Annotated in this window: 21 protein-coding genes; 10 read left to right on the forward strand and 11 right to left on the reverse strand. The window is 68.8% G+C overall.

Features of this window, described 5'->3' with window-relative positions; translation table 11 throughout:
- Positions 1 to 414 precede the first annotated feature (414 nt).
- From MFF06_RS16835 to MFF06_RS16860, 6 genes are all read left to right on the forward strand, one after another.
- Complete coding sequence (locus MFF06_RS16835; RefSeq protein WP_238206014.1) at positions 415 to 975, forward strand: PAS domain-containing protein; 561 nt, start codon at positions 415 to 417, stop codon at positions 973 to 975.
- A complete protein-coding gene (locus MFF06_RS16840) occupies positions 956 to 4,426 on the forward strand; it encodes a chemotaxis protein CheB (RefSeq protein WP_238206016.1) in 3,471 nt (1,156 codons plus the stop codon). Before MFF06_RS16835 ends, MFF06_RS16840 begins: the two co-directional genes overlap by 20 nt.
- Before the next feature lie 204 nt (positions 4,427 to 4,630).
- Positions 4,631 to 6,472, forward strand: coding sequence for an alpha/beta hydrolase family protein (locus MFF06_RS16845; RefSeq protein ID WP_238206023.1), 1,842 nt, complete (start codon positions 4,631 to 4,633; stop codon positions 6,470 to 6,472).
- A 181-nt stretch (positions 6,473 to 6,653) separates the two neighbouring features.
- Positions 6,654 to 6,875: a hypothetical protein gene (locus MFF06_RS16850; protein WP_238206026.1), complete on the forward strand. Its 222-nt coding sequence runs from the start codon at positions 6,654 to 6,656 to the stop codon at positions 6,873 to 6,875.
- A 110-nt stretch (positions 6,876 to 6,985) separates the two neighbouring features.
- Positions 6,986 to 7,216 (forward strand): hypothetical protein, encoded by a 231-nt coding sequence (locus MFF06_RS16855; RefSeq protein WP_238206028.1) that lies wholly within the window; start codon positions 6,986 to 6,988, stop codon positions 7,214 to 7,216.
- 38 nt (positions 7,217 to 7,254) lie between these two features.
- Positions 7,255 to 8,418 carry an alpha-hydroxy acid oxidase gene (locus MFF06_RS16860; RefSeq protein WP_238206030.1) on the forward strand — a complete coding sequence of 388 codons (1,164 nt, stop codon included), beginning with the start codon at positions 7,255 to 7,257 and terminating at the stop codon, positions 8,416 to 8,418.
- 13 nt (positions 8,419 to 8,431) lie between these two features.
- Here the strand turns inward: MFF06_RS16860 and MFF06_RS16865 are convergent, their stop codons facing one another.
- Together MFF06_RS16865 and MFF06_RS16870 are read right to left on the reverse strand one after the other, a co-directional pair.
- Positions 8,432 to 9,970: a glycoside hydrolase family 16 protein gene (locus MFF06_RS16865; RefSeq protein WP_238206032.1), complete on the reverse strand. Its 1,539-nt coding sequence runs from the start codon at positions 9,968 to 9,970 to the stop codon at positions 8,432 to 8,434.
- 338 nt (positions 9,971 to 10,308) lie between these two features.
- Positions 10,309 to 11,388, reverse strand: coding sequence for an alpha/beta hydrolase (locus tag MFF06_RS16870; RefSeq protein WP_238206034.1), 1,080 nt, complete (start codon positions 11,386 to 11,388; stop codon positions 10,309 to 10,311).
- A 416-nt stretch (positions 11,389 to 11,804) separates the two neighbouring features.
- Here MFF06_RS16870 and MFF06_RS16875 point away from each other — a divergent pair, with 416 nt between their 5' ends.
- Positions 11,805 to 13,787 carry an acyl CoA:acetate/3-ketoacid CoA transferase gene (locus MFF06_RS16875; protein WP_238206036.1) on the forward strand — a complete coding sequence of 661 codons (1,983 nt, stop codon included), beginning with the start codon at positions 11,805 to 11,807 and terminating at the stop codon, positions 13,785 to 13,787.
- Positions 13,788 to 13,831: 44 nt separating this feature from the next.
- On the opposite strand, the gene MFF06_RS16880 is transcribed toward MFF06_RS16875, so the two are convergent.
- From MFF06_RS16880 to rfbF, 6 genes are all read right to left on the reverse strand, one after another.
- Positions 13,832 to 16,120, reverse strand: a complete 2,289-nt coding sequence (locus tag MFF06_RS16880; RefSeq protein ID WP_238206037.1) for a glycosyltransferase family 2 protein — start codon at positions 16,118 to 16,120, stop codon at positions 13,832 to 13,834.
- A 125-nt stretch (positions 16,121 to 16,245) separates the two neighbouring features.
- A complete protein-coding gene (locus tag MFF06_RS16885; protein WP_238206039.1) occupies positions 16,246 to 17,157 on the reverse strand; it encodes an NAD-dependent epimerase/dehydratase family protein in 912 nt (303 codons plus the stop codon).
- Entirely contained in the window at positions 17,154 to 17,684 is a 531-nt protein-coding gene (locus MFF06_RS16890) for a dTDP-4-dehydrorhamnose 3,5-epimerase family protein (RefSeq protein ID WP_238206040.1), read from the reverse strand. Before MFF06_RS16890 ends, MFF06_RS16885 begins: the two co-directional genes overlap by 4 nt.
- Positions 17,681 to 18,919 carry a class I SAM-dependent methyltransferase gene (locus MFF06_RS16895; protein ID WP_238206042.1) on the reverse strand — a complete coding sequence of 413 codons (1,239 nt, stop codon included), beginning with the start codon at positions 18,917 to 18,919 and terminating at the stop codon, positions 17,681 to 17,683. Before MFF06_RS16895 ends, MFF06_RS16890 begins: the two co-directional genes overlap by 4 nt.
- Positions 18,916 to 20,046 carry a CDP-glucose 4,6-dehydratase gene (gene rfbG / locus MFF06_RS16900; RefSeq protein ID WP_238206044.1) on the reverse strand — a complete coding sequence of 377 codons (1,131 nt, stop codon included), beginning with the start codon at positions 20,044 to 20,046 and terminating at the stop codon, positions 18,916 to 18,918. The genes MFF06_RS16895 and rfbG overlap by 4 nt, the downstream gene beginning before the upstream one ends.
- A gap of 16 nt (positions 20,047 to 20,062) precedes the next feature.
- Positions 20,063 to 20,830: a glucose-1-phosphate cytidylyltransferase gene (rfbF, locus tag MFF06_RS16905; RefSeq protein WP_238206046.1), complete on the reverse strand. Its 768-nt coding sequence runs from the start codon at positions 20,828 to 20,830 to the stop codon at positions 20,063 to 20,065.
- A 604-nt stretch (positions 20,831 to 21,434) separates the two neighbouring features.
- Between rfbF and MFF06_RS16910 the strand changes: the two genes are divergently transcribed.
- The 3 genes from MFF06_RS16910 (at position 21,435) to MFF06_RS16920 (ending at position 23,410) form a co-directional block, all read left to right on the forward strand.
- Entirely contained in the window at positions 21,435 to 22,661 is a 1,227-nt protein-coding gene (locus MFF06_RS16910; RefSeq protein ID WP_238206048.1) for a tyrosine-type recombinase/integrase, read from the forward strand.
- 186 nt (positions 22,662 to 22,847) lie between these two features.
- Complete coding sequence (locus MFF06_RS22705) at positions 22,848 to 23,096, forward strand: helix-turn-helix transcriptional regulator (RefSeq protein WP_283207285.1); 249 nt, start codon at positions 22,848 to 22,850, stop codon at positions 23,094 to 23,096.
- Between the two features lie 71 nt (positions 23,097 to 23,167).
- Positions 23,168 to 23,410, forward strand: a complete 243-nt coding sequence (locus MFF06_RS16920; RefSeq protein WP_238206052.1) for a hypothetical protein — start codon at positions 23,168 to 23,170, stop codon at positions 23,408 to 23,410.
- 36 nt (positions 23,411 to 23,446) lie between these two features.
- On the opposite strand, the gene MFF06_RS16925 is transcribed toward MFF06_RS16920, so the two are convergent.
- The 3 genes from MFF06_RS16925 to MFF06_RS16935 form a co-directional block, all read right to left on the reverse strand.
- A complete protein-coding gene (locus MFF06_RS16925; protein ID WP_238206054.1) occupies positions 23,447 to 23,785 on the reverse strand; it encodes a hypothetical protein in 339 nt (112 codons plus the stop codon).
- A gap of 160 nt (positions 23,786 to 23,945) precedes the next feature.
- Complete coding sequence (locus MFF06_RS16930; RefSeq protein WP_238206063.1) at positions 23,946 to 24,629, reverse strand: recombinase family protein; 684 nt, start codon at positions 24,627 to 24,629, stop codon at positions 23,946 to 23,948.
- Between the two features lie 499 nt (positions 24,630 to 25,128).
- Complete coding sequence (locus MFF06_RS16935; protein WP_238206065.1) at positions 25,129 to 25,329, reverse strand: hypothetical protein; 201 nt, start codon at positions 25,327 to 25,329, stop codon at positions 25,129 to 25,131.
- Positions 25,330 to 25,567: the final 238 nt, after the last annotated feature.

Genomic DNA, 25,567 nt, shown 5'->3' on the forward strand with positions numbered 1-25,567 from the left:
CGCCGGGCGCGGTCGATCCGTGTGCGCGGGGATGACGGCGACCGGGCGGGAACGCGAGAGAGTGACGATGCTGACTGCGATCCTTGGTGTAGTCCTCCTGCTGTTCGCCCTCGACATGTCAGGTGTGGCCTTCGGCTGGATCACCCGGAAGATCTCCCGATAGGACAGCCTCGGGCGCCGGGCCGCCCCGGCCGGGGCCCCGATCCGGCCGGGTCTCCTGGCGGCGTCGGCCGCCCTGCTCCCCGCTCGCCGCGTCGCTCACGGCCCGCTCCCGGCCTCCTTGCGAGCGTGACATGCGCCCCGACGATCCCCATGTGAGACCCACGGGTCGCGGCGACCCCTCTTGCGCGAACATCTTGGGCCCGCAGCCTCCGGGCGACAACGCTGCCGGGCCGAGCCGGTGAAGGATCTACCGTGCCGACGCAGACCATCCCGGCCGAGCTCACGCAGTACTTCGAGGGCTCGCACATCGCCCTTGCCCTGGCGGAAGCCGGGGAGGACAACCCCCTGCTCCTCGTCAACGAGCCCTTCCGCCAGCTGACGGGCTACCGCGACGAGGAGGTCATCGGGCGCAACTGCCGCCTGCTCCAGCAGGACGCCCCGAACGTCGAGGCGCGGGAGAAGATCCGCGCCTTCCTGGAGAGCGGGCGGCACGCGTCGGTGCGCACCCCGATCGTGAATTTCCGCAAGGACGGGCGGCCCTTCGTCAATCTCCTCTACATGTCGAAGCTGAAGGCGCTGTCGGGCGAGGTGCGCTTTCTTTTCGCATCCCAATTCGACATCAGCCGCTCGCAACCTGAGCTGCTTTCCGCATACGATGCCGAACTCAGCCGGACCTTGGCCCGGATGAACCCGACGCTCGCCGAGAGCGGCCTCGTGATCGAGGGCTCTCTCATGACGATTGCCAACTCCGTCGCCACCGTCGCGCAGGCGAAGCTCACCCTCGCGGATCTCGATGGACCAGGATTTCCTTGACGATGCGGGCGCCGGCTCCTCGGCGCCCCTCGATAGGGCCGGGGCGGAGGCCGCCCGTCCCTTCACCGGCCCCGTGGTGGGCATCGGCGCGTCGGCGGGAGGTCTGGAGGCGCTGCGGGAGATGCTCGCCCGGGCCCGGACGCCCACGGGGATGGCCTTCGTCATCGTCCAGCATCTCGATCCCAACCACGAGAGCATGCTAGCCCAGCTCCTCGACCGGCATACCGGCCTGCGGGTCCAGCAATGCGAGGGCGGGGAGCGGATCGAGGGCGACACGGTCTACATCATCCCCCCCGGGCGGGGCCTCGCCATCCAGAACGGCGTCCTCGAACTGACGCAGTTCGTGCAGCCGCGCGGGCTGCGGCGCCCGATCGACGACTTCTTCCTGTCGCTCGCCGTCGATCAGCAGGCGAACGCCGCCTGCGTGATTCTCTCCGGCACCGGCGCGGACGGCACCACGGGCCTGCGGGCGGTGAAGGAGCATGGTGGCGTCTGCGTCGTGCAGCAGCCGGAGACGGCGCGCTACGACGGGATGCCCCTCTCGGCGGTGGGCACCGGCCTCGTGGATTTCGTCCAGGCGCCGGGCGACATCGTGGACTGCCTCACGGCCTTCTACCGCCGCCGGGGGACCGACGGGGAGGAGGCCGAACTCGTCGCCGACCACATCGACGACCTCTGCCGGGTGCTCCGCACGGCGGTGGGCCACGACTTCGCGGGCTACAAGCGCACCACCCTGGTCCGCCGGGTCGAGCGGCGGATGCACGTGCTCGGCCTGGAGACCGGCCGGGCCTACCTCGCCCGCGTCCGGGCCGACAAGGTCGAGTGCGAGGCGCTGTTCCGCGACCTCCTCATCAACGTCACGCGGTTCTTCCGGGACGCCGAGCTGTTCGAGGTGCTGCGCGAGCGGGCGATCGAGCCCCTGCTGCGGACCCGCAACCCCGACGAGGACCTCCGGGTCTGGATTCCCGGCTGCTCGAGCGGCGAGGAGGCCTACAGCATCGCCATGCTGTTCGCCGACGCGGCCCGGCGCCTCGACGTGCCGCTCGCCGTCCAGATCTTCGCCACCGACATCGACGAGCGGATGCTCCAGATCGGCCGGGAGGCGACCTATCCGGCCGCCGCGCTGGCCGACATCCCGGCCCACCTGCGCGACCGCTACGTGATCCTCCACGCCGAGCGCTTCACCATGGCGCCGGAGATCCGGGACCTGATCCGCTTCTCCAGCCACAGCCTCGTCAAGGATCCGCCCTTCTCGCGGGTCGATCTCCTCTCCTGCCGCAACCTGCTGATCTATTTCGATGAGCGGTTGCAGCAATCGGTCGTGCCCCTGTTCCACTACGCGGTGCGGCCGGGGGGCTACCTGTTCCTCGGCCCCTCCGAGAGCGTCAGCCGGTTCGAGCAGCTCTTCCCGGCCATCGACCAGCACGCACGCCTGTTCGAGCGCCCCCCGGGCTCGCCGAAGTATCCGATCGACCTGCCCGGCGGCGGCCGGCGCGGCGAGGTCCAGCGCGGTGGGCGCGACGAGCGGCGGGGCGATCCCTCCATCGCCGACGAGACCGTGGCGGTGCGCCGGGTGGTGGAGCGCTACGCCCCGCCGAGCATGGTGCTGAACGAGGATGGCGGCATCATCAGCGCCTATGGGCGCCTGAGCCGCTACTTCGACTTCCCGGTGACCCGGGCGGGGGGCACGAGCGCCATCACCCTGGCCCGGCCGGGCCTGCGGGACGTGCTCGGCCCGCTGCTCCGGCAGACCCGCGACGCCCGCAAGCGCGTGGCCGTGCGCGACGTGGAGGTCCGCTCGGATTACGGCGTCCAGAAGGTCGAGGTGGTCTGCGATCCCCTGCCCGACGGGGCGATGCTCCTCGTCCTGCGGGACGTCGGCGCCTTCGAGCCGACGAGCGATGCCGACCTGATCGAGATGGACACGGGCGGCGACCACGTCGAGGCCCTGGAAGAGGAGCTGCTGCGCACCCGGTACAAGCTGCGCTCCACCGTCGAGGAACTGGAGACGACGAACGAGGAGCTGAAGAGCTCCAACGAAGAAATGATGTCGATGAACGAGGAGCTTCAATCGACGAACGAGGAGCTCTCCACCGTCAACGACGAGTTGAAGACCAAGGTCGAGCAGCTCACCATCGCCAACGCCGACCTGCGCAACTTCTTCGAATCGACCGACCTCGCCGTGGTCGTGCTGGACCGGGAGCTGCGCGTGCGCAGCTTCACCGCCGCCGCAACCTCGATCTTCCCCCTCCAGGCGGCGGACCGGGGGCGGCCGCTGGCCGACGTGTCGAGCCGCCTCGCCGGGCAGGATTACCTGCACGACGCCCGGGAGGTCTGCACGGGCAACTCGCCGATCCAGCGGCGGATCACCACCCAGGACGGCAAGCGGACCCTGTCGCTGCGGGTGCTGCCCTACCGGCTCCAGAACGGCAGCGTCGACGGCGCCACCCTCGTCCTCACCGACATCACCGAGGCGCTCGCCCTGGAGCGCCAGCTCGCGGCGGAGCGGGAGAGGCTCGAGCTCGCGGTCAAGGCGGGGGGGATCGGCGTCTGGGAATACAGCCCCGATGCCGGCACCATCGTCGTCGATTCGACCGCCGGGGCGATGTTCGGCCTCGCGCCCGACACCCCGCACCCCACGGCGGCCCTCACGGCGAGCGTCGTCTACGAGGACCGCCTCGGCCTCGAGACCGCCCTCAGCGAGGCGGCCCACGGCCTCGACGAGTTCGAGGCCCGGATCCGGGTCCGCGCCTCCGAGCACACGCCCCGCTACATCCGCAGCTACGGGCGCCTGACCCGCAGCGGCGACCGCAAGCGGATCGTGGGCGTCTGCATCGACGTCTCGCCCGAATACGCCCTGGCCGAGACCCGCGACCTGATGTTGCGGGAGATGAACCACCGGGTGAAGAACCTCTTCGCGATCATCGGCGGGATGATCTCGGCGGGCGCCCGCACGCACCGGGACATCGGCCTCTTCGCCACCGACATGCGCGACAGGATCTCCGCCCTCGGCCGCGCCCACTCCCTCGCCGACCCGGCGAACGGGCAGGGGATGAGCGACCTCGCGGACCTCACCGCCGCGACGCTGCGGCCCTACCGCGACCACGTGCCCACGGTGATCGAGGGCCCCCTCGTGGCGATCAACTGGCGGCACGTCTCGTCGCTGGCGATGATCCTGCACGAATGGGCGACGAATTCCGTGAAGTACGGCGCGCTGGGCGCCGACCACGGCTCGCTCTCGGTGACCTGGGACCGCGGGGCGGACGGCCTCACCCTGACGTGGCAGGAGCGCGTGAGCCACACGCCCGAGGTGCGCCCCGGGCGCGGCTTCGGCACCATGCTCGTGGAGATGTCCCTGCGGCAGCTGGAGGCCACCGTCGAGCGGCATCACGATGCCACCGGCCTGACCCTGGTCCTGCGGGTTCCGAGTGCGGTCTTCACCAAGGGCTGAGCGTCGCCCGGGCGGCGCACGAGCTCGGGCGAAATCAGCACTTCTCCACCCGGCGCTGCCGGATAATCTGACGGAAACTGCGATTTCGCCAGCGATCCGGGAGGATCGACTGCTAATGACTGCTTAGATCGCATTTCGGATCTTGACCGAAAAGATATCAAATATTCTAGCTCCGCTTTTCGAATCACGTGCGGGTTCAGGGCGATGGAGCCGGTCGGGATCGGAGGGGCGTTCGGCTGGTTCGCGGCGGGATCGACCCGGCGCGCAGTCCTTCTCTGCGGCACCTTCGGGTTCGAGCAGCATTCGGCGCGCCGGGGGTGGCGCGACCTCGCGGAGGCCATCGCCGCCGGGGGCGCCTCGGTGCTGCGCTTCGACTATCCGGGGGAGGGCGACTCGGAGGGTGACGTCGTCGCGCTCGGCACAGCCCTCGGGACGATCCGCCGGAGCGTGCGCTTCCTGCGCGAGGTGGCGGGGGCCGAGGAGGTCGTCCTCGTCGGCCTGCGGCTCGGCGGCACGCTCGCGGCCCTGGTCGCGGCGGAGGAGGGGGTCGAGCGCCTCGTCCTCCTCGCGCCCTTCGCCCGGGGACGGGCCTACCTGCGCGAGATGGAGATCCAGAGCCGCCTGATCGATATCGGGCCGGACGGCGCCCCCCTGCCGAAGGATCCCGGGCACCTGTCGGTCGGCGGCTTCTCCCTGGAGCCGGACTTCCGCCGCGACGTCGCCACCCTCGACCTGCGCCTTTGCGAGCAAGCCCCGGCGCCGCGGATCCTGCTCCTCGGACCCGATCCCGGCGGCCTCGCCGCCCGGTATGCGGCGCAGGGGAGCCGGGTCGAGACCGGGGACCTGCCAGGGCTTTCCGCCCTCCTCGGGGGAACGCTCACCACCCGGATGCCGGAGCCGTCCCGGTCCCGCATCCTCGACTTCGTGGGCGGTGGGCCGCGCCCGCTGCCCGCGCCGCGGATGCGTCCGGCGCCTCCGGGCGCGGCGATCTCCGGGGAGGGGTGGAGGGAGGAGCCGGCCCTGTTCGGCGGCGGCCTCTTCGGCATCGGCTGCCGGCCGGACGGCGATGCCCGGAGGCCCGCCGTCCTGTTCGTCAACATGGGCGCCAACGACCACACCGGCTACGGACGGCAGGCGACCACCCTCGCCCGCGCCCTCGCCCGGGAGGGCGTGCCCTCCCTGCGCATGGACCTGCGCGGGATCGGCGAGAGCGCCGACCGGCCGGACGGGGAGTCTCCCTTCTACCGGCTCGACGCGGTGGAGGACGTGCGGGCGGCGGTCGATTGGCTGGCGAGGCCCCGAGGATGGGGAGAAGGCAAGGGGGAAAGCAAGGGCGCAGGCCAGGGGGCCAGCCACGGGGCCGGCCACGGGGCCGGCAAGGGGTCAGACGGGCCGGAGGCGCGGCCGGTGATCGTCTTCGGCACCTGCAACGGGGCCTATCTCGCCTTCCATGCCCTCTGCCGGGACGACCGGATCGCGGCGGGGATCCTCGTGAACCTCTATTGCTTCGATTGGGAGCTGACCCACGGCGGCGTGGCCTATGGCGAGGACACCCTGCCGGTGCGCCATGCCTCGGCCTACGCGGCGATGGTGCTGTGGGGCTCGACGTGGCGGCGGATCCTCACCGGGGTCACCCCCGTGCGCGCCATCGCAGCCAGGCTCCTGCACCGGGGCATCAGGAAGCTCGCGGCGTTGCCGGGCCGCTGGCGGCGGGGGACGCGATCCCTCTCCATCGCGGCGCGCGTCGCGCAGCTGCGCGCCCGCGGGGCGCGGGTCGTGCTGGCCTACAGCGCGGGCGATCTCGGCCTCATCGACCTGAAGACGCAACTCGGCTCCCGCGAACGGGCCGCGGAGCTGCTGGGCGAACCCGTGCATGTGGTGCCGGAGTCCGACCACACCTTCACCGTGCGTCCCGCGCAGGAGCTGATCCTGGGCGAGTTGCTGCGCCTCGCGCAGGCGTGCGACGTCCCGTCGCCCGCCGCGGCGGAGACGACGCGACCGGCCCCCCCTCCGGCCCCATCGCCCGTACCCTCCCTCGCTGCCTGAACGCCCGGGCGGGAGCGCGTGGCCCCGGCCTCGGTGCCGCGTGCAGGGCAGCATCATTGTGCAGACGCGAGATGACAGAGTCCGGTCGCGCCCGATCCTTTCGCCAACGCCGCAGTTGACATTGCACGATAATGCACAAACATTCGGCTCAAGATCCAATGTGTTTCCTCAAGGAGCCGAAATGACCAAGTTCACCCTCGGGATCATGGCTGCGGGCGACGACGAGCCGGTGCGCCGCTTCGCCTTCACCGCCGGCGACACGGCGGCCGCCCAGGTCCAGGCGAACCAGGCCTACGAGAAGTGCCGCCGCGACTACCCGGACGCCACGGAGCTGCACCTCGCGGACACGCGCGGCCAGAGTTGGAACCGCACCATCACGGGCGAGTGGACGAGCGCCCAGTAGGCCCGTCCGGACCCGTGGCGGGCCCCGGACGGGCCGCCACGGGTCATGATCGCAATTCAGTTGTGCACATAGACCGTTTGCAACCTTGAACCGCGGCGCCAGCGCCCGAGATGCCCCCTGGCACAAGCGTGGCCATGGTGGCGAACGAGGTGGCAGGGATGGCGCAGTTGAAGGGGCCTCGGCCGAAGACCGATCTGAAGGCCGTCAGCGCGAGGGTCGGCAGCGAGTTGATCGACCGGATGGGGATCCGCACCGAGGCGGAGCGGGCCGAGATTCAGATCAGGCAGGCCCGCAAGGCGCGCCTCATGGCGCAGGCGAAGGCCCTGGCCAAGACGGAGTAGCGCCGGGGCGCGCCGCGTAAGGCCGAGGACCGGGCTGCATGAACCCCAGCATCACCACGATCGAGGATCTCCGCCGGATCGCCCGGCGGCGGGTTCCGCGCATGTTCTACGATTACTGCGATTCCGGCTCTTGGACCGAATCGACCTACCGGGCGAACGAGTCCGACTTCGGCCGGATCCAGTTCCGGCAGCGGGTGGCCGTCGACATGACGGACCGGTCCCTGGCGACGACGATGGTCGGCCAGCCCGTGGCCATGCCCCTGGCCCTGGCGCCCACGGGCATGACCGGGATGCAGCACGCGGACGGGGAGATCCTGGCGGCCAGGGCGGCGGAGGCGGCCGGGGTGCCCTTCACCCTGTCCACCATGAGCATCTGCAGCATCGAGGACGTGGCCGGGGCGGTGTCCAAGCCGTTCTGGTTCCAGCTGTATTTCATGCGCGACCGGTCGTTCAACGACAAGCTGATCGACCGGGCGGCGGCGGCCGGCTGCTCGGCCCTGGTGCTGACCCTGGACCTCCAGATCCTCGGCCAGCGCCACAAGGACATCCGCAACGGCCTCTCGGCGCCGCCCCGCCTGACGCCGTCCACCACCATCGATCTGCTGACGAAGCCGCGCTGGTGCTGGGGCATGATGCGGACGAAGCGGCGGACCTTCCGCAACATCGTCGGCCATGTGGAGGGCGTTCAGGACACCCGGTCCATCACCGCCTGGACCTCGCAGCAGTTCGACCCCCGACTCGACTGGGACGACGTGGCCCGCATCCGCGACCGCTGGAAGGGTCCGCTGATCCTGAAGGGCATCCTCGACGTCGAGGACGCGGTCAGGGCCGTCGGCACCGGCGCCGAGGCGCTCATCGTCTCGAACCACGGCGGGCGTCAGCTCGACGGCGCCCCGTCCTCCATCGCGGTGCTGCCCGAGATCGCCGACGCGGTCGGCAGCCGGATCGAGGTGCTGATGGACGGAGGTGTCCGCTCGGGCCAGGACGTGCTCAAGGCCGTGGCGCTCGGCGCCAAGGGTGTCTTCATCGGCCGCCCGTTCCTCTACGGGCTCGGGGCCGGGGGCGAGGCCGGCGTCACCCGCTGCCTCGACATCATCCGCAAGGAACTCGACATGACGATGGCCCTGTGCGGCCACCGCAACATCCTCGACATCGACCGCACGATCCTGCGCCGGAGCGACAACGCCGCAACCGCGCTCTGACGGCCGTCGCGCCTCAGGCGAGGTGGCGCCCCTCGTGGACGCCCCATTGCAGGTAGTGGGTGAGCGGATCGATATGCGCCGCCGCCACGTCCGGGTTGGCCGCGAGGTAGGCGGCGGTGTTGAAGTCGGCCGAGGCGTTCCGCCCCTCCTTCCAGCCGAAGGTGTCGTAGTGCGCCAGCGGGTCGACATGCGCGGCGGCGACGTCGGGGTTGTGGGAGAGGTAGTAGGCGGGGTCGAAGTAGGCGCCGGCCTTGCGGTTCTCGTGCCAGCCGTAGTTCGCGTAGTGCTGGTAGGCGAAGGCCAACGTGTCCCCGCCGGAGGCGAGGGCGGCCGTGGCCACGTCCGGGTTGGCGAGGAGGTAGTACTCGGCGTCGAAGGAGCCGTGGTTGAACGAGGCGGAATTGCCGACCGCCGCGTAGGCTTGGCGCCCCTCGAACTGGCCGTAGGACAGATAGTGCAGGAACGGGTCGATCCCGGCGGCCTTCACGTCCGGATTGTGCTGGAGATACTGCTGGACGTCGAAGGTGGCGGTCGGGTCCCGGCCCTCCTTCCACCCGAAGGTGTCGAAGTGCGTCAGGGCGTTCATCCCCGACGCGGCCACGTCGCGGTTGGCCGCGAGGTAACCCGCGCTCGAGAAGGACAGGCTCGGATCCGAGGGCATCATCGTCGGCGCCGAGGGCATGTTCACCCCATAGGCCAGGGCGGTGGCGCCGTGCAGCCCGGGATCGTGGCCGTCCGGCGCGGAGATCGCCTGCTGGGCGACGGCGACGGCGTTCGGGGCGTTGGAATAGACGCGGATGTAGTCGATCGAGGAGGAGATCGGCACGCCGGCGAGGTTGGCGTTGTTGGCCTCGCCCGCCACGGCCTGGGTCGCGAGGTTCGCGATCAGGTACATCGGGCCGTGCATGTCGGAGGGCGTCGCCTGCCGCCCCACATATTGGCCGTCGACGTAGAAGCTGATGTAGTCCGGCTGCCAGTTCATCCCGTAGGTGTGATAGCCCGACGAGGTCGACATCTCGCTGTAGACCTGCCGGTTGACCTGCCACGGCACGCCGTTCTGCGGATCGGTGGTGTGGATCGTGCTGTAGACGCCGCGCGGGTTCGATCCGTAATGCTCCACGACGTCCAGCTCCTGCCAGCCGCCGGCATTGTTGGGGTCGGGGATCTTGTGGTCGGGCATGAGCCAGAACGCGTCCCAGGCCCCCGGCGCGGCGGAGTAGTTCGCGCGGATCTCGAAGTAGCCGTAGGTCTGCGAGAAGCCGCCCTGGGTGGTGATCAGTCCCGATTGCCAGCTCCCATCGACGCCCGCGTTGACCGTACGCGGGGGCATGGCCGTGATGGTGAGGGCGCCGCCGCTGACGCGGAACGGGTCGTAGCCCGAGCTCGGATCGAGGAAGGAGGATTGGCCGAAGCCCACATCGGCATTGGTGCCGTAGTGCCACTCCGCCCGCCGGTCGGCCCAGGTGGTGCCCGCGCCGGTCAGCGAGATGCTGCGGGTGTTGAACTCGTCGTCGAACGTCAGGCGGTAGCCGGTGAGGTCGATCGTGGACATGTCACGGATCCAGCGACAGGAACGTGCATCCACTTCGACAGTAATAAATTTAATGTCGCATGAATCTTCTACTTCCAGATCGAGTACATAACGGATTTCGCAGAAGAAATTCGTTAAGTAAAAGAACGGTTATCGCCGGCCAGCCAAGTCGTCGGCGGCGCCGGGGCGCCGCCGGATCGCTTCGCTGCCCCCGCGACGGCGGCGAGGGCGGCCCGCTCGTGCAGTGACGCTCTCACTTCGTTCATGCGTGTCTGCGCTCGCTCATTGTTCTTGCATCAATGTTTCCAGTCTCGGCTGACGCCTCCGACTGGATCGATGCACGAGGTCCGCGGGGCCCCCTACCGGTCGAGGTGACGGTCGAAGAAGGCGGCGATCTCGCCGAAGGCTTCCTGTGTCTCGGGCACCCGATCGTCCCGGTAGAACTGCGCGTGCGACTGGCCCTCGTAGACTTGCAGGACCGCCTCGACCCCGGCCCTGCGCAGGGCGCGGTGCATGCGCACGGTGTTGGACAGGAGGAGGTCCCGCGTCCCCGTGGTGAGGATGGTGGGCGGGAAGCCGCCGACGTCGCCGTAGACCGGCGACAGGATCGGGTCCTTCAGGTCGTGTCCGGCGGCGTAGAACCGGGTCGCCGCGTCGCAGAAGCCGTCCGGCGACACGAGCACGTTGTCGAGCCGCGCGTTGGTCTCGAAGGTGTCGCCGCGCTTCGTCGTGTCCGCCATCGGCGTGCCGGGCGCGATGGCCCCCGGCATCGGCAGGTTCTCCGCCTTGGACCGCAGCATCATCGCAAGCGTCAGGGCGCCGCCGGCCGAGCTGCCGAACACCGCGACCTTCTTCGGCGCGTGGTCCCTCATCACGGCCTTCAGCACCGTCATCGCGTCGTCGAGGGCCGCCGGGTAGTAGGCCTCGGGCGGCATCCGGTAATCGACGGCGACGACGGTGATGCGCCCGAAACCCGCGAGCATCATCGCCTCGGGCAGGGCCGCCTCCCGGGGATTGAGGACGTAGCAGCCCCCGTGCACGTGCACCGCGATCCTGTCCCGGTTCGCGGCGGGGATGTCGGAGGGCGTGATCGTGTAGGCGCGCACGCCGTCGATCACCGTGGGCGCGACGCTCACCCGCAGCCGCTCGGCCATCGGGCCGATCTGCGGCGCCGCCAGCGTGGCGAAGCTGTCCGACAGGGCCTTCCAGCCCTCGGGGGTGGTCGGCGGCGCGTCCCAGTTCTTCCGCAGGGGCTGGGCGATCAGGGCCTGCATCGCCGGGCTCACGGTGTCCGGCACGGGCACGGTCTTGGCGGGGACCTCGCGGGGGCCCGACGCGGCGGGGGCCTGGGCGGCGGGGGTCTGCGAGGCGGGGGTCTGGGCGAGCGCGACGGAGGTACCGGCGAGACCAACGAGGAGGGTGAGGGCGGCTGGGCGCATGGGTGCTCTCGTCACGGACAGGGTGAGGGGACGGCCGGGCAGGCGGTGGCGGGCCGCCGCCGCGGACCCGCGTCGCCCCCCGCGACCGGCCTCGACCAGCATGCCCGCCCACTCCCTATGCCACGGAACCGGCAGGCGAAGGGACGCCCCGCGCTCCGGCGCGCAATTTTTCTGACGGTGCGTCGAAGAGTTTTTGAGCAGCGTGGAGTCGGCGTTTCAGAGTATCATGGTGTTGCGGTCTGATGGTCCAGCGCAATGCCGCATGATTTGTTGCATTGCAAAAGATTGTACATGCAGTCCGCACTCGATCACCCGGACGAATTCCCCGGTGAAGGGGCGCGGGCGACGGTAAGCCGGATGACGGCGGGCGGCGAGACCGGCCGTCGGCCGGAGGGTCAGGGAGGATCGCGAGCCCCATGAGGAAGAACAAGGTCATCTCCGCCGACGAAGCGATCGCCCTCGTGCGCGCCAACGACGTCGTGACCACCACGGGCTTCGTGCAGAGCTGCATCCCGGAGGCGCTCCACGCCGCCCTGGAGAAGCGCTTCGTCGAGACCGGGGCGCCGCGGGGCCTGACCCTGATCATGACTGCGGGCGCGGGCGACAGCAAAGGCCTGGGCACGGGGCGCCTGCACCATGACGGGCTGCTCTCCCGGGTGATCGCCGCCAATTTCGGCCGGATGCCCAAGGTCGCCAAGGCGGCGCAGGACAACCTGATCCGGGGCTACAACCTGCCCCAGGGCGTGATCTCGCAGCTCTACCGCGCCTGCGCCGCCGGCCAGCCCGGGCTGTTCTCGAAGGTGGGCCTGCAGACCTACGTCGATCCCCGCCACGGCGGCGGCAAGGTCAACGACCTGACGAAGGAGGACATCGTCAAGCTGGTGGACGTCGATGGCGAGGAGTGGCTGTTCTACACCGCCACCAAGATCGACGTCGCCTTCATCCGCGCCACCTCCGCCGACCCGTCGGGCAACCTCTCCTACGAGAAGGAGGCGCTGACGCTGGATTGCCTCGCCCAGGCGATGGCGGCCCGCAACAACGGCGGCATCGTCATCGCCCAGGTGGAGCGCATCGTCGATGACGGCTACCTGCTCCCGAAGGACGTGCGGGTGCCGGGCATCCTCGTGGATTGCGTCGTGGTGGCCGAGCCCGAGATGCACCGCATGAACTACGGCGTGATGCACGATGCGGCGCTCGCGGGCGAGATCCGCGTGCCCGTCACCGGCATCAAGCGGATGGCGCTCAACGAGCGCAAGATCATCGCCCGGCGGGCGGCCTTCGAGCTGCCGCCGAACGGCGTCGTGAACCTCGGCGTCGGCGCGCCGGAGGGGATCTCGTCGGTGGCCAACGAGGAGAAGATCACCCCCTACATCACCCTCACCACAGAGGCGGGGGCGGTGGGCGGCGTGCTGGCCTCGGGCTCGAGCTTCGGCGCGGCCACCAACGCCGACTGCATCATCGACCAGAACCAGATGTTCGACTTCTACGACGGCGGCGGCCTCGACATGACCTGCCTCGGCATGGCCGAGTGCGACCGGCTCGGCAACGTCAACACCTCGAAGTTCGGCGGCAAGCTCAACGGCTGCGGCGGCTTCATCAACATCTCGCAGAACGCGCGGACCGTGGTCTTCGCCGGCACCTTCACGGCGGGCGGCCTGGAGATCGCCGTGCAGGACGGACGGGTCCGCATCGTGACCGAGGGCAAGGCGCGGAAATTCGTCTCCGAGGTGCAGCAGAACACCTTCTCCGGCCCCTACGCGGTACAGCGCTCGCAGCCGGTGCTCTACGTCACCGAGCGCTGCGTCTTCCAGCTCACGCCGGAGGGGCTGGAGCTGATCGAGGTGGCGCCGGGCATCGACATCGAGCGCGACATCCTCGCCCACATGGATTTCGCCCCCGTGGTGCGCAATCCCGTGCCCATGGACCCGCGCATCTTCCGCGACGAGCCGATGGAGCTGATCGCGGACCTGCTCAACCTCGATCTCAAGTCGCGCGTCAGCTACGACGACGAGCGCAACATCCTCTTCATCAACCTGGAGGGCTGGTACTGCCGGGTGAAGGGCGACCTCGACGAGTTGCGCATGACCATCGTCGCGGCCTGCCGCCAAGCGGGTCAGCGGGTCAACGCCGTGATCAACCACGACGGCTTCCGCCTCAACGAGAACCTCGTCGACGACTATGCCGGGGTCATCCAGTATCTCCAGGCGAACTACTACGCGACGACCACCCGCTACGCCACCAGCGCCTTCCTGCGCCTGAAGATGGAGGAGGCCCTGAACCGCCGCGGCGTCGCCCCCCACGTCTTCGAGCGCAAGGAGGAGGCCCAGGCCTTCCTCGGCGCCAACGAGGACAAGAAGGCCCGCAAGCGGATCTCGCCGGCCGTCGCCTCCGCCGCCTGAGGGGCGGGAGCGGCGCGCGGGAGGGACGCGCCGCGCGGGCCCCCTCAGAACCGGATGGGGTCGAGCAGGAACGTCGGCGGCTGATGCTGGAACCAGGGGCTGTAGTAGGGATCGACCGTCACCAGGTCAGACCAGCGCGCCCGGAAATAGTCCTGCTCGCTTGTCTCGACGGACCGGACGCGGTTCCGGCTCTCGTAGTGGTACAGGCTCGCCTGCGCGCAGTAGACGATGCGCAGCCCCTGCTCGTAGACCCGCAGGCACAGGTCGATGTCGTTGTAGTTAACGGCCAGGGCCTCGTCGAACCGGCCGACCCGGGCGAAGACCTCCCGGTCGATCATCACGCAGGCGCCCGTCACCGCCATGTAGTTGCGGTTCCCCACCGTCGAGAAGAAGTAGCCCGCATCGTTGCCGGGATAGCCGCGCCGGACATGGTCCGGCATCCCGTTGCTGAAGGTCACGCCCGCGTGCTGGATCTCGCCGTTCTCGAACAGGAGCTTGGGGCCGACCGCGCCGACGCCGGGCCGCTGGAGCAGGGCCAGCATGGCCTCGATCCAGTCCGGTGAGATCACCGCGATGTCGTCGTTCAGGAAGATCAGCACCTCGCCCGTCGCCGCCTGCGCGCCCAGGTTCATCTTCGCCGCGACGTTGAACACCGGATCCCGGTAGGTGACGCGGCGGGCGCCGAAACGGTCGAGGGCGGCCTGGGTCTGCGGCCGCAGGTCCCCGTTGTCGACGACAACGATCTCGATGTTCTTGTAGGTGCTGGTCTCGTGGATGCTGGCGATGCACTCCGCCAGGAGATCGACCTGTCGCCCGCCGATCTCGCTGTCGCGGCCGGCGCTCGGGATGACGATGGAGACGAGCGGCGTGGCGGTCAGGCGCCGCCGGAGTTCGAAGCACCCCGCATAGGCGCCGGGCCGCGCGAAGTCGACCTCACCCGTACGCCCGGCGCGATCACTCAGGGCGCGCAGGGCGGCGCCGATGACGTAATCCTTGTTGTCCATCCGCTGCGCGGTGGAGCCCGGAATCGCGCGCCAATGGTAGAGCACCTTGGGGACGTGGACGACGTTGCGGACATGCTCCGTGTAGCGGAGCACGAAGTCGTAGTCCTGGGCGCCATTGCACTCGTTGCGGAAGCCGCCGACCCGTTCGACGATGTCCATCCGGTAGAGGGCCAGATGGGCCGTGTACATGCAGGCTTCGAGGGTCTCTGGCGACCAGTCGGGCTTGAAGAAGGGCTCGTAGCGGACGCCTGCGATCGAGAGCTTGTCCTCGTCCGAATAGATGAAGTCGACCGTCCGATCCCGGTTGAGCACCTTCACGAACTCGTAGAGCGCATTGGCGGGAATGACGTCGTCGTGGTCCATAAGGGTCATGTACGCGCCGGTGGCCAGGGCCATCGCGTCGTTCGAGGCGAGGGAAATCCGCCCGTTCTCCGACCGCCGGTGGAGCTTGATGCGGGCGTCCTCGGCCGCGTATTTCTGCAGCATCGGCCAGATATGCCCCTCCGACGAGTTGTCGTCGCAGAGGCAGAGTTCCCAGTTCTCGTAGGCCTGGGCCTTGATCGACCGGATTGCCTCCTCCAGCCAGCGGCGCGGCGTGTTGTAGACCGGCATGACGATCGAGATCAGCGGCGTGAAGGCGAAGCGCGCGATCTCCGCGCGCATCCGCTCGCCGGTCAGACCCTCCGCCGCCTCGACGGTTTCGATCCAGGCGTTGTAGGAGGCGGGAGGATCGGACGGCCGGCCGGCCGCCAGGAAGCGGTCCCAGGCGCCGGCGAGGGATTCGTCCTTGAGGACGGCCAGCGCCTCCCGGGAGAGCGCCTTGAAGGTAGGCTTGTTCGTCGGATACAGTGCCAAGATCTGCTGAATGTTCTTCCTCACGCCCTTCGCAAAAGGCTCTGCTTTCATGATGACGTAATTGATGCGGAACTCGCCCGCCGCTGCCATGGGATCGAAGCGGATGGTCCTGGTCTGCCTCGGAACGAAGATCCAGTCTTCGATTCCGTTCTTGTCGGCGCGCAGCCGCACGGATTGGGTCTCCGAGAACCCCTTTCCGGTGTCGAAGTAGAAAACCGGCGCCAGCTTGGTCTTTCCGACCGGCACGAGATCGCTCTGAACCCTGACCCAACGCCCCGCGTAGCGACGCAGGGACCGACCGGGATTGAGGTGGAAGACCGGATCGTCGCCCGACGAGCGCCAGTGGTCCGGCTGCTGCTCGACCAGCCCGAGATCATGCACCGGCTGGAGCTCGATCCGCACCGGAGGCGTCGCTCCCATCAGCCCGCCGCTGAGAACATTCGTGATCTGGCCGATGAGAGCGGGAAGTTTCATTTCGTCGCGCGTCCTGATCAGTTTCAGGGCTCGCCGCGTGGGGCGCGGAAGCCGAACAGTCTCTCGTGTCGCGAGCACGGACTCTCGCAGCGTTGTCGTTCTTGGGAGTGTTATTGAGCAGCGGACTATGTCGTTTGTCCGGTCGCCCGCGACGCCTCGCGCCACCATGCGGCGGTCTCCCGCAGCCCCACCTCGAGATCGACGCGCGGACGGAAGCCGACGGCCTCGGTCAGGATCGTCGGGTCGGCCGCGAGCAGGGGGGGATCGCCGGGCGCCGGGGGGCGGGCGCCGAAGGCCACGAGATCGCGGCCGCCAAGTTCGGAGGCCAGCCCCTCGATCAGGCGGCGCACGCTCACCGGCGATCCCGAGCCGATGTTGAACGGGCCGCGATGGTCGCTGGCGAGGGCGGCGACGAAGGCGCCCGCCACATCCGCCACATGGAGGAAGTCGCGCTGCTGGAGCCCTTCCGTCGTCTCGACGGGCTGGCGCAGGGCGAGGGCGGAGGCGACATCGGAGACCAGGCGGTTTCGCGCCTCCCCAGGCCCGTAGAGCCAGAACACGCGACCCCAGGCGACCGACAGGCCGGTCTGGTCGCCGAAGGCACAGACCGCCCGCCGCGTCGCGTCCTTGATCCGGCCGTAGAACGTCGCCGGCACCGTCGGCGCATCCTCGCGCAGCCGCCCCTCGCCGGTCCAGTCGTACTCGGCGCAACTCCCCGCAAAGACCGCGCGGACGCCCCCCGCCCCGGCGAAGGCGCGGGTGAGGGACAGAGTGGCGGCGGACCAATCGAGGTTGTCCGGGGCGGTCCAGAACCGGCCCGGCGTCGCGTTCCAGGCGAGGTGGACGAGGTGGGTCGGCCGCACCCGGTCGATCAGCCGGGCGGGCGCGCCCGGCTCCAGCAGGTCCACCGCCTCGAAGGCGGCGCCCTCGGGGCCCGGCCGCCGCCCGGCCCCGACCACGGCGACGCCGTCCCGGACGAGCTGCGCCACGACGTTCCGGCCGATGAACCCCGAGGCGCCGGTCACCAGGACCTTCATGCCTGCCAATCCGGGTAGGTCGCGTCGCGCTCGGACAGGAACGGGGCGGCCAGGGGCCAGCGGATCCCGAAGGCGGGATCGTCCCAGCGCACGCCGGCGCCGAGGCCCGGCCGGTAGGGGGGCGTGATCTGGTAGAGGACGTCGCTGGCGTCCTCCAGGGTCTGGAAGCCGTGGGCGAGGCCGGGGGCGATGTAGAGGCCGATCCCGTTCCCGGCGCTCAGGGTCTCGCCGAACCACTGCCCGCGGGTCGGGGAATCCGCCCTGAGGTCCACCGCCACGTCGAAGATCGCGCCGCGCACGCAGCGCACGAACTTCGCCTCGGCATGGGGATCGGGCTGGAAGTGCATCCCCCGCAACGTGCCGGCCCGGGTGTTCGACGAGAGGCTCGACTGCTCGAACACGCCCGGCAGGCCGTGGGCGGCGAACTCCTGCGCGCAGAAGGTCCGCGTGAAGCTGCCGCGCTCGTCGGGGCGAGGCTCCGGCAGGACGCGCCAGAGCCCCGCGATGGGCGTCTCCTGGAAGATCACGGGTGGATCTGCACCGTGGGGATGGGCGTCACGAAGCGGCCGCCCCAATCGCGGATGCCGGCCATCTGCTCCATGATCTCGTCCTTGAGATTCCAGGGCATGATCAGCACGTAGTCGGGCCGACGCTCGAAGATCGCCTCCGGCGCGTGGATCGGGATCCGCACCCCCGGCAAGAGCTTGCCGATCTTGTGCGGGCTGCGATCGACCGTGAACGCGATGAGTTCGGGGCCGACGCCGCAATAGTTGAGCAGGGTGTTGCCCTTGGCCGGGGCCCCGTAGCCGACGACCGACTTGCCCTCCCGGCGGGCGGTGACGAGGAAGTCGAGGAGGTCGCACTTGGTCTGGACGACCGCCTGCGCGAAGCGCCGGTAGGTCTCGAGGTCCGACAGGCCCGCCGCGCGCTCGCGCTCCAGCATGGCGGCGACCCGGGGCGTGTCCGGCCGCGCGGCGTTGTCGGCGTGGGCGATGAACAGGCGCAGCGACCCGCCATGCGTCGTCAGCTCCTCCATGTCGTACACGCGCAGGCCGTGGGCCGCGAAGATGGTGCGGGCGATGGTGAAGGACAGGTAGCTGAAGTGCTCGTGGTAGATCGTGTCGAACTGGCGGTTCTCGATCTGGCTGAGCAGGTGCGGGAACTCCACGTTGGCGACCCCCTCCGGCTTGAGGAGGATGCGGAAGCCGGCGACGAAGTCGTTGATGTCGGGCACGTGGGCCAGCACGTTGTTGGCCGCCATCACGTCCGCCCGCACGCCGCGCGCTACGAGGCGGGTCGCCGTCTCCCGGCCGAAGAAGGCGACCTCGCTCGGCACGCCGCGCTCCTCCAGCGCGACCTTCGCCGTGTTGGCCGTGGGCTCGACCCCGAGGACCGGGACGCCCGCCTGCTTGAAGTACTGCAGCAGGTATCCGTCGTTCGAGGCGATCTCGACCACGAGGGAGTCCGGGCCGAGCTTCTCCCGCGCGATCGTGCCCTCGGCATAGGCTTTGGCGTGCCGCAACCAGGATTCGGAATAGGACGAGAAGTAGAGGTACTCGTCCGAGAACATGTTCTCGGCCTTCTCGACATCGATCAGCTGGACGAGGAAGCACTCCTCGCAGACATAGGCATGCAGCGGGTAGAAGGGCTCCATGGCCTGGGCGTTCGCCGCGGACACGAAGTCGTTCGAGATCGGCGACATGCCGAGATTCGCGAAGGTCACCCGCAGCGGCGCGCTGCAGAACCGGCAACAGCCTGTCATGACGATGTCCTTCCGGCTCCTGCGCGCGCAGCCGCGGTCGGGGGGAGAGGGGCGGCCCCGGCCGCGTCCTGCGCAAGGGCCTCGTAGCGCGCGATCTGCTCGGTCGTGATCGCGAGGGCCGGGCGGCCATCCCTCACGACCTTGTACCACTCGACGGTCCAGGCCAGGGCGTCGTCGACCGCCAGGCGGGGCCGCCAGCCGAGGCGGACCCGTGCCTTGGTGGCATCGACCCGCAGCAGCATCGCCTCCTTGGCCCAGGCGGCGTCGTCCTGCCTCCAGGCGGCGCCCTCGCCCCAGAGATCGGTCACGCGGGAGACCACGCGCCCGACGGTCCAGGCATCCTCGTCGGAGGGCCCGAAATTCCAGCCCTCGGCGGCGTCCGCGCCGCGCCGGTAGAGCGCCTCGGCCAGGACGAGATAGCCCGAAATCGGCTCCAGCACGTGCTGCCAGGGGCGGGTGGCGAGGGGATTGCGGATCATCACCGCCTCCCCGGCCTGGAAGGCGCGGGCGCAGTCCGGCAGGAGCCGGTCGCCGGACCAGTCGCCGCCGCCGATGACGTTCCCCGCCCGGCCGGAGGCGAGGAACGGCCCGTCCGGGTCCTTGAAGAAGGACCGGCGGTAGGAGGCCGTCACCAGCTCCGCGCAGCCCTTGCTGGCGCTGTAGGGATCGGAGCCGCCCATCGCCTCGGTCTCGCGGTAGGCCCAGAGCTGCTCGCGGTTCTCGTAGCACTTGTCGCTGGTGACGTTGACCACCGCGCGCACGGAGGGGGTCCGGCGCGCCGCGTCGAGGACCCGCACGAGGCCCATGACGTTCGTCTCGAAGGTGGTGGCCGGATCGTCGTAGGAGGGGTGGACCAGGGCCTGGGCGGCGAGGTGCAGCACGATCTCCGGAGAGGCCACGCGGAAGGCCTCGGCCACGACGGCCGGGTCCCGGATGTCGCCGAGATGCTCGCCGCCGGGGCGGCCGAGGCCGTCCCAGAGGACCGCGCCGTCCTCCGGCGGGAGGGCCAGCCCGTGGACCACGGCGCCGAGCCGCTGCAACCACAGGGCGCACCACGCCCCCTTGAAGCCGGTATGGCCGGTCAACAGGACACGCTTGCCGGCCCAGAAGCCGGGAGAGGGGGTCACCGGCGCCTCCACGGGATCACCAGTGCTTCCACTTGGCCTGTTGCGTGGCCCAGAGATCCTCGAGGTAGCGCTTGTCCCGCAGGGTATCCATCGGCTGCCAGAAGCCCTCGTGGAAGAAGGCGGAGAGTTGCCCGTCCCGGGCGAGCCCTTCCAGCGGCTCCCGCTCCCAGGTGGTCTGGTCGTTGGCGATCCGGTCGATCACCTTGGGCGAGAGCACGAAGAAGCCGCCGTTGATCCAGCTGCCGTCGCCCTGCGGCTTCTCGATGAAGCCGTCGACGCGGGTGCCCTCGATGGCCAGCGCCCCGAACCGGCCGGGAGGCCGCACGGCCGTCACCGTGGCATCGCGCCCCTCGCGGCGGTGGAACGCGATCAGGGCGCCGATGTCGACATCCGACACGCCGTCGCCGTAGGTCATGCAGAAATCCCCGTCGCCGACCTGATCGCGCACCCGCTTGAGGCGGCCGCCGGTCATCGTCTCGGCGCCGGTATCGACGAGGGTGATGCGCCAATCCTCGGCCCGGGTCTGATGCACCTCGACCGAGTTCCTGCCGATGTCGATCGTCACATCGCTCAGGTGCAGATAGTAGTTCGCGAAGAATTCGGTGATCTGGTAGCCTTTGTAGCCGAGGCAGACTACGAAGTCGTTGATGCCGAACGACGAATAGATCTTCATGATGTGCCAGAGGATCGGCCGTCCGCCGATCTCGACCATCGGCTTGGGCCGGGACTCGGTTTCTTCGGAAAGGCGCGTGCCGAGACCGCCGGCGAGGATGACTGCTTTCATGGTGTTGTACGACGCATGCCTTCTGTCTGCGCTGGAGAAGCAGCCGTCTCCTCAAGCGACGCAACCGGTCCGGATGTGAAGAAACGCTCGCCGGACGGCGCGACGCTCTCGCATCGCCCCCTCAGAGGGGACCGGCCGGCGCATCGCCCCGGACCCTGCGCCTCACGCAATCGGCCGCGAATCGCCCGGCACCTCACAGGATCACCCGGCGGGACTCGTAGCCACCATCCCCAGGGAGCGCAAGACCGGCCGCCCCTCGCACCCCGCCCGCCGGAGCGACCCCGGCGCAAGCGAGGCGCGCCTGCGCCCCGACCACGGCCGTGCCGGAACCGGCACGCGCGGATGCGACGGGCGAGACTGTCCCTGCCGGCAGGTGAAGGTCGAAGACGTGAGGTGGTGTTAGGCTGGTGCTGCGAGAGAGGATTGAACTCTCGACCTCTTCATTACCAATATTGTCGCACCTTTGACGGGGAGTGACGGGGGTGCAGCTACTGCTCTGAACCTACTTGAGAATTGCCAGATACCTCTTCAGTGACGGGGCAAGGGATGACGGTGGATTTGCAACCCACTGCAACCCCATTCACCCCCAGCACCGGAAGAAATTATGCCCCGCCGCGCCGAAGCCGAGAACGTCGTCCGTCTCACGCAAGGGATGCTCGCCACCCTAACCCCAAAAGCCGGGAAGGCTGAGCGCATCATCTGGGATGAGGAAGTGCGGGGCTTCGGCATCCGCTTGCGCGCCAGCGGGGCGCGGACGTGGGTGATCCGACCACCCAGGAAGGGTAAGGGCTCGAACCTCCACACCCTAGCACCGGCCGCCCCGTCGGCTGGCGCAATCGATCTTCGCAGCGCACGGCAGAAGGCGAACGAGACCCTTTCGGAACTCGCGCTCGGTGGCGACCCATTCAAGAAGAAGCGCGAGGCGACTGCGCAAGCTGCCGTGACGCTCGGCAGCCTCGTTGAGACCTACCTGGCCAACAAGCTGGCGAAGGGACGACGCCCCTCCACCGTGTACGGGGTGAAGAACCACCTCAACCTGCACTGGGCGCCGCTGCATGAACGGCCGCTCTCCGAGATCACCAGGGCCGAAATCGCGGCTCAGCACCGCAAGATCGCAAACGAGTGCGGCCCACACGCGGCGGACCGGGCACGCTCGATCCTCTCCACCTTCTTCGTGTGGGCGATAGGGGAGGGGTTGGTAGAGGGTGACATCAATCCCGTTCAGCACACCAACACCGCGACTGTGCCGACCCGGCGAGACCGGGTGCTGCGAGACGCGGAACTTGCGGCAATCTGGCACGGGTGCCGGGACGACGATTTCGGGCGCATCGTCCGTCTGCTCATCCTGACCGGCCAACGCCGCAGCGAGGTAGCCGCCATGCGTTGGTCGGAGATCGACATCCAGGCTGCACTTTGGACGATCCCCGCCGTGCGCATGAAGAACAGGCGCGCGCATGAGGTACCGCTCTCCGGTGCAGCGCTCGACATCCTCGCGACGATCCAGAAGCGCGATGGGCGCGACCTCGTGTTCGGGGAAGGGAAGGGGCCGTTCGCGGGGTTCAGCAACTCCAAGATCGCCCTGAACAAGCGCATCGACGGCGCAGCGGGTGAATGGGGGCTCCACGACCTACGACGGACCGTCTCGACCGGGATGAACGCCCTCGGCATCATGCCCATCGTGGTCGAGGCCGTCCTGAGCCACGTCTCAGGCGCTCGCAGCGGGGTAGCAGGCACCTACAACCGCCACGCCTACAGCATGGAGAAGCGCGACGCGCTCGACCGATGGGCGGATCGGATTACCAGGTCGGTGGCCCAAACTGCGGCAGGCTGACGCACCGCGTGAATGAAGGGCTTTCAAGGTCAAAAATTTGGCCATTGAAATAGTTCGCAAATTTTCTTCGTTCGTAGACGTGTCTACGAGATGCAAATGCTCTCACTTTCAACGGGGAATTCTGCCCACTTGCATTGTCGTCACCCGCACGCAAGTAACGCATCCCACCGTCTCTTATGAGGATCGATGAGCACTCTTGGATCTCTTCCGCCTGATATCGCCCGCCGCCGCGTTCTAGGCACGAAAGACGCGGCGGAATTTCTCGGTCTGCCACTCAGGACGCTCCGCTGGATGAGGCAGCGCGGCGCCCTCCCAGATGCCGTGAAGCTCTCGGAGCGCAAGATCGGCTTCCGGGTCGGAGATCTCTCCGACTTCCTCGACTGCCGCGAGGCGGGACGCGAGTGGAAGGACTGCCGAGGGGCGTCACGCACCTAGCCGGTCCCATCGCAGGCGGACCGTCGCCGCCTGCGCTCTTTGAAATCGTCCACCAAACTTGTCGGAGCACCATGCGCGCCCTGCCCCTCGCCCTTGTGGCCATCGCCCTCGCAGGTCCCGCTATGGCGCAGACAGCCTATGAGAGCCCGCGCGAGGCGAACGCCCTCCGGGACATCGCCAGGGCACAGGAACGGCAGGCCGATGAGCTTCGGCACCTCCGGCAGGTTGAACAGGATCGGGCGCGCCAAGAGGACCGAGACCGCCGGAACGCGGCCACGATGAGCCGGTCCAGCCGCCGGTTCGACCGGCGCTAGATCCCGGTCCTCAGATTGCTTCGCCGCCCCAGGCGACTACGCGAGGCGCCACCTCCCCTGCGGGGCGCTCTTCGTCACCTTGATGGTCTTCGACCCCGCGAAAGCCCCACCCAGCATGGAGCCGAACTGGTCCCCCAGGGCGCTGGCGACGGCATCTTTGAAGGTGTCGGACTGACCACACGTAGGACATTCAACGGACTGCGGCTCAGTGCCCACCATCCTAACCTCGGCAATTGCACCATCAGCGACGCAATAGAGGTGCTTGGTATTGTCGTCTTGCATGTCGAAACCATCCTGGTTTTCAGCAGCGACTTTGCTGCATGAGCTTCCAGCATGGTTAATAACTTTCGGAAAATGCAAGTCGCGGAGCCGCACGCGCACAGGTAATCCACCGCTGTGGATATTCTGATTTCGACCCTTGTCGCCTCAGATCGACGGGATTTTATCCCCTTCCGCAAGCCTATGAACGTGTGCTCTACGTGGTGGAACGCTGGATCTCGACGGACAAGCTTGACCGTTCTCTAGGTTGTGCTTCTCAGGCCCGCTCCTCGACTCGCTGGACCTGAACCGGGGACCACTTGCCACCGCGTGCGGTCGGGACGCCCCGCGCGTTCAGGGCGTCGGCCACGGCCTGCAACGTGGTCGCCCCACCGGCCCGGATCTCGGCCAGGATCGGCGCGAGATCGGCGGCTCGCCCGTTGGCCTTGGCCTGCCGGACCGCGACGCCCTTGGCCTTGGCCTCGGTGGTGAGCATCCCACCCCGGTTGCCCCCGAGCTTCACGCCGCGCGCCTTGGCGGCGGCAAGGGCCTTCTTCGTCCGCTCCGCGATCATGCCAGCCTCAAGCTCGGCAACCGACAGCATCTGCCGGAGCATGAACTTGCCGACCGGGCCATCCGTGTTCGGCAGGTCGCAGAACTCGACCTCCACATCAGCGGCGACCAGCGTCCCCATGAAATCCGGGTCGCGCGTGAGGCGGGAGACGTTGGCCACGATGAGCTTGGCACCCATGACCCGGCAGAACGCCAGGGCCTTGGCCAGTTCCGGGCGCGTCCGCTTGGCGGTGCCGGTCTCCGTCTCCTTGAAGTGCCCCACGATAGACCAGTCCCCGCCGTTCAGCCGGTCGCGGACGGTTTGCTCCTGAGCTTCGAGACCAAGGCCGGAGCGGCCCTGCTTGCTAGTCGAGACGCGGTAGTAGGCGACAAATTTGCCCTGAGCCATGACCGTCTCGCCCCGTTACGTAACTGACTACGTTCGATGACTGTTTTGTAAAACGGCACGACTCCCCGGCGCAAGCCCGAAAATGGCCCCCGCGCGAGAAAATCCGCGACCGGCCCAACGAGAAGAAAAGACATGCGCACAATCGAAATGTGGGGCCCGTGGGCCGCTGGCCTCGACCCCTGCGAACGGCTCGCACGAACGCGGGCCTTGCGGGCGGTCGCCAGGATCATGGCCGGACGCCGCGCCGCCGACCTATGCGCGGCGCTCGCCCGTGCCGAGACCGACGCCTCGGGGCTTGAGGAGGCCCATGGCGCTCTGAACCGGCTCGGCAGTCTGGATATGAGGAGGATCGTCGGGAGCTATGGCGGGCTGACCTCGGCGCACCCGTCGAGGCGCGTCGCATGAGCCACATCATCCTCGACCGGGTGATGATCGTCGTCGTCGCGGTCCTTGTCGGCCTCCTCGCGGGGCGGGGAGGGGAGGCGTCGCCCGTCGCCCCCTACTCGGCGCCATCCTCGGCCGGAGCTTTCGCCCCCCGGTGATGCAGCCTGTCGATCACGTTCGACAGCGCCTCGACCAACGCCTCCTCATCCGCCGCCGCCGCCTCCTCGGCCAGCGACGAGAGAACCACCCGCGTGGCCCACGCCTCCTCAAGGGCGAGGCGCAGACGTTCGGCCCGGCCCGGTCCAAGCTCGGCCAACTTCTCCTCGGCTCTCATGAGCCAGCCCCCTTCGTCACCAGCGACCACGACAGCCCCCAAGATTTCGACCCCGCGAGAGAGCACGCCCCTCGCACCTGTGCAAGTCGAAACTTATCAGTGAAAAGTACACATTCAGAAGGTGCGATTTTTTTATTGCACCCCACCCCTGGTCTGGGGAGACACGTCTACAAAGCTCACCCCTAAAAGACCCCTTTTTTCGTCCCCACCCCATCCAAAG

The organism is Methylobacterium aerolatum (assembly GCF_022179085.1).
In the GTDB taxonomy this organism is placed as follows: Bacteria; Pseudomonadota; Alphaproteobacteria; order Rhizobiales; family Beijerinckiaceae; genus Methylobacterium; species Methylobacterium aerolatum.

Coding starts and splice junctions, on each gene's coding strand:
- MFF06_RS16920 (WP_238206052.1), top strand. CDS start 23,168: ATGCGCGCCCTGCCCCTCGCCCTTGTGGCCATCGCCCTCGCAGGTCCC.
- MFF06_RS16880 (WP_238206037.1), bottom strand. CDS start 16,120: ATGAAACTTCCCGCTCTCATCGGCCAGATCACGAATGTTCTCAGCGGC.
- MFF06_RS16870 (WP_238206034.1), bottom strand. CDS start 11,388: ATGCGCCCAGCCGCCCTCACCCTCCTCGTTGGTCTCGCCGGTACCTCC.
- MFF06_RS16840 (WP_238206016.1), top strand. CDS start 956: ATGGACCAGGATTTCCTTGACGATGCGGGCGCCGGCTCCTCGGCGCCC.
- MFF06_RS16930 (WP_238206063.1), bottom strand. CDS start 24,629: ATGGCTCAGGGCAAATTTGTCGCCTACTACCGCGTCTCGACTAGCAAG.
- rfbF (WP_238206046.1), bottom strand. CDS start 20,830: ATGAAAGCAGTCATCCTCGCCGGCGGTCTCGGCACGCGCCTTTCCGAA.
- MFF06_RS16910 (WP_238206048.1), top strand. CDS start 21,435: ATGCCCCGCCGCGCCGAAGCCGAGAACGTCGTCCGTCTCACGCAAGGG.
- MFF06_RS16885 (WP_238206039.1), bottom strand. CDS start 17,157: ATGAAGGTCCTGGTGACCGGCGCCTCGGGGTTCATCGGCCGGAACGTC.
- MFF06_RS16860 (WP_238206030.1), top strand. CDS start 7,255: ATGAACCCCAGCATCACCACGATCGAGGATCTCCGCCGGATCGCCCGG.
- MFF06_RS16855 (WP_238206028.1), top strand. CDS start 6,986: ATGCCCCCTGGCACAAGCGTGGCCATGGTGGCGAACGAGGTGGCAGGG.
- MFF06_RS16850 (WP_238206026.1), top strand. CDS start 6,654: ATGACCAAGTTCACCCTCGGGATCATGGCTGCGGGCGACGACGAGCCG.
- MFF06_RS16875 (WP_238206036.1), top strand. CDS start 11,805: ATGAGGAAGAACAAGGTCATCTCCGCCGACGAAGCGATCGCCCTCGTG.
- MFF06_RS16845 (WP_238206023.1), top strand. CDS start 4,631: ATGGAGCCGGTCGGGATCGGAGGGGCGTTCGGCTGGTTCGCGGCGGGA.
- MFF06_RS22705 (WP_283207285.1), top strand. CDS start 22,848: ATGAGCACTCTTGGATCTCTTCCGCCTGATATCGCCCGCCGCCGCGTT.
- MFF06_RS16865 (WP_238206032.1), bottom strand. CDS start 9,970: ATGTCCACGATCGACCTCACCGGCTACCGCCTGACGTTCGACGACGAG.
- MFF06_RS16895 (WP_238206042.1), bottom strand. CDS start 18,919: ATGACAGGCTGTTGCCGGTTCTGCAGCGCGCCGCTGCGGGTGACCTTC.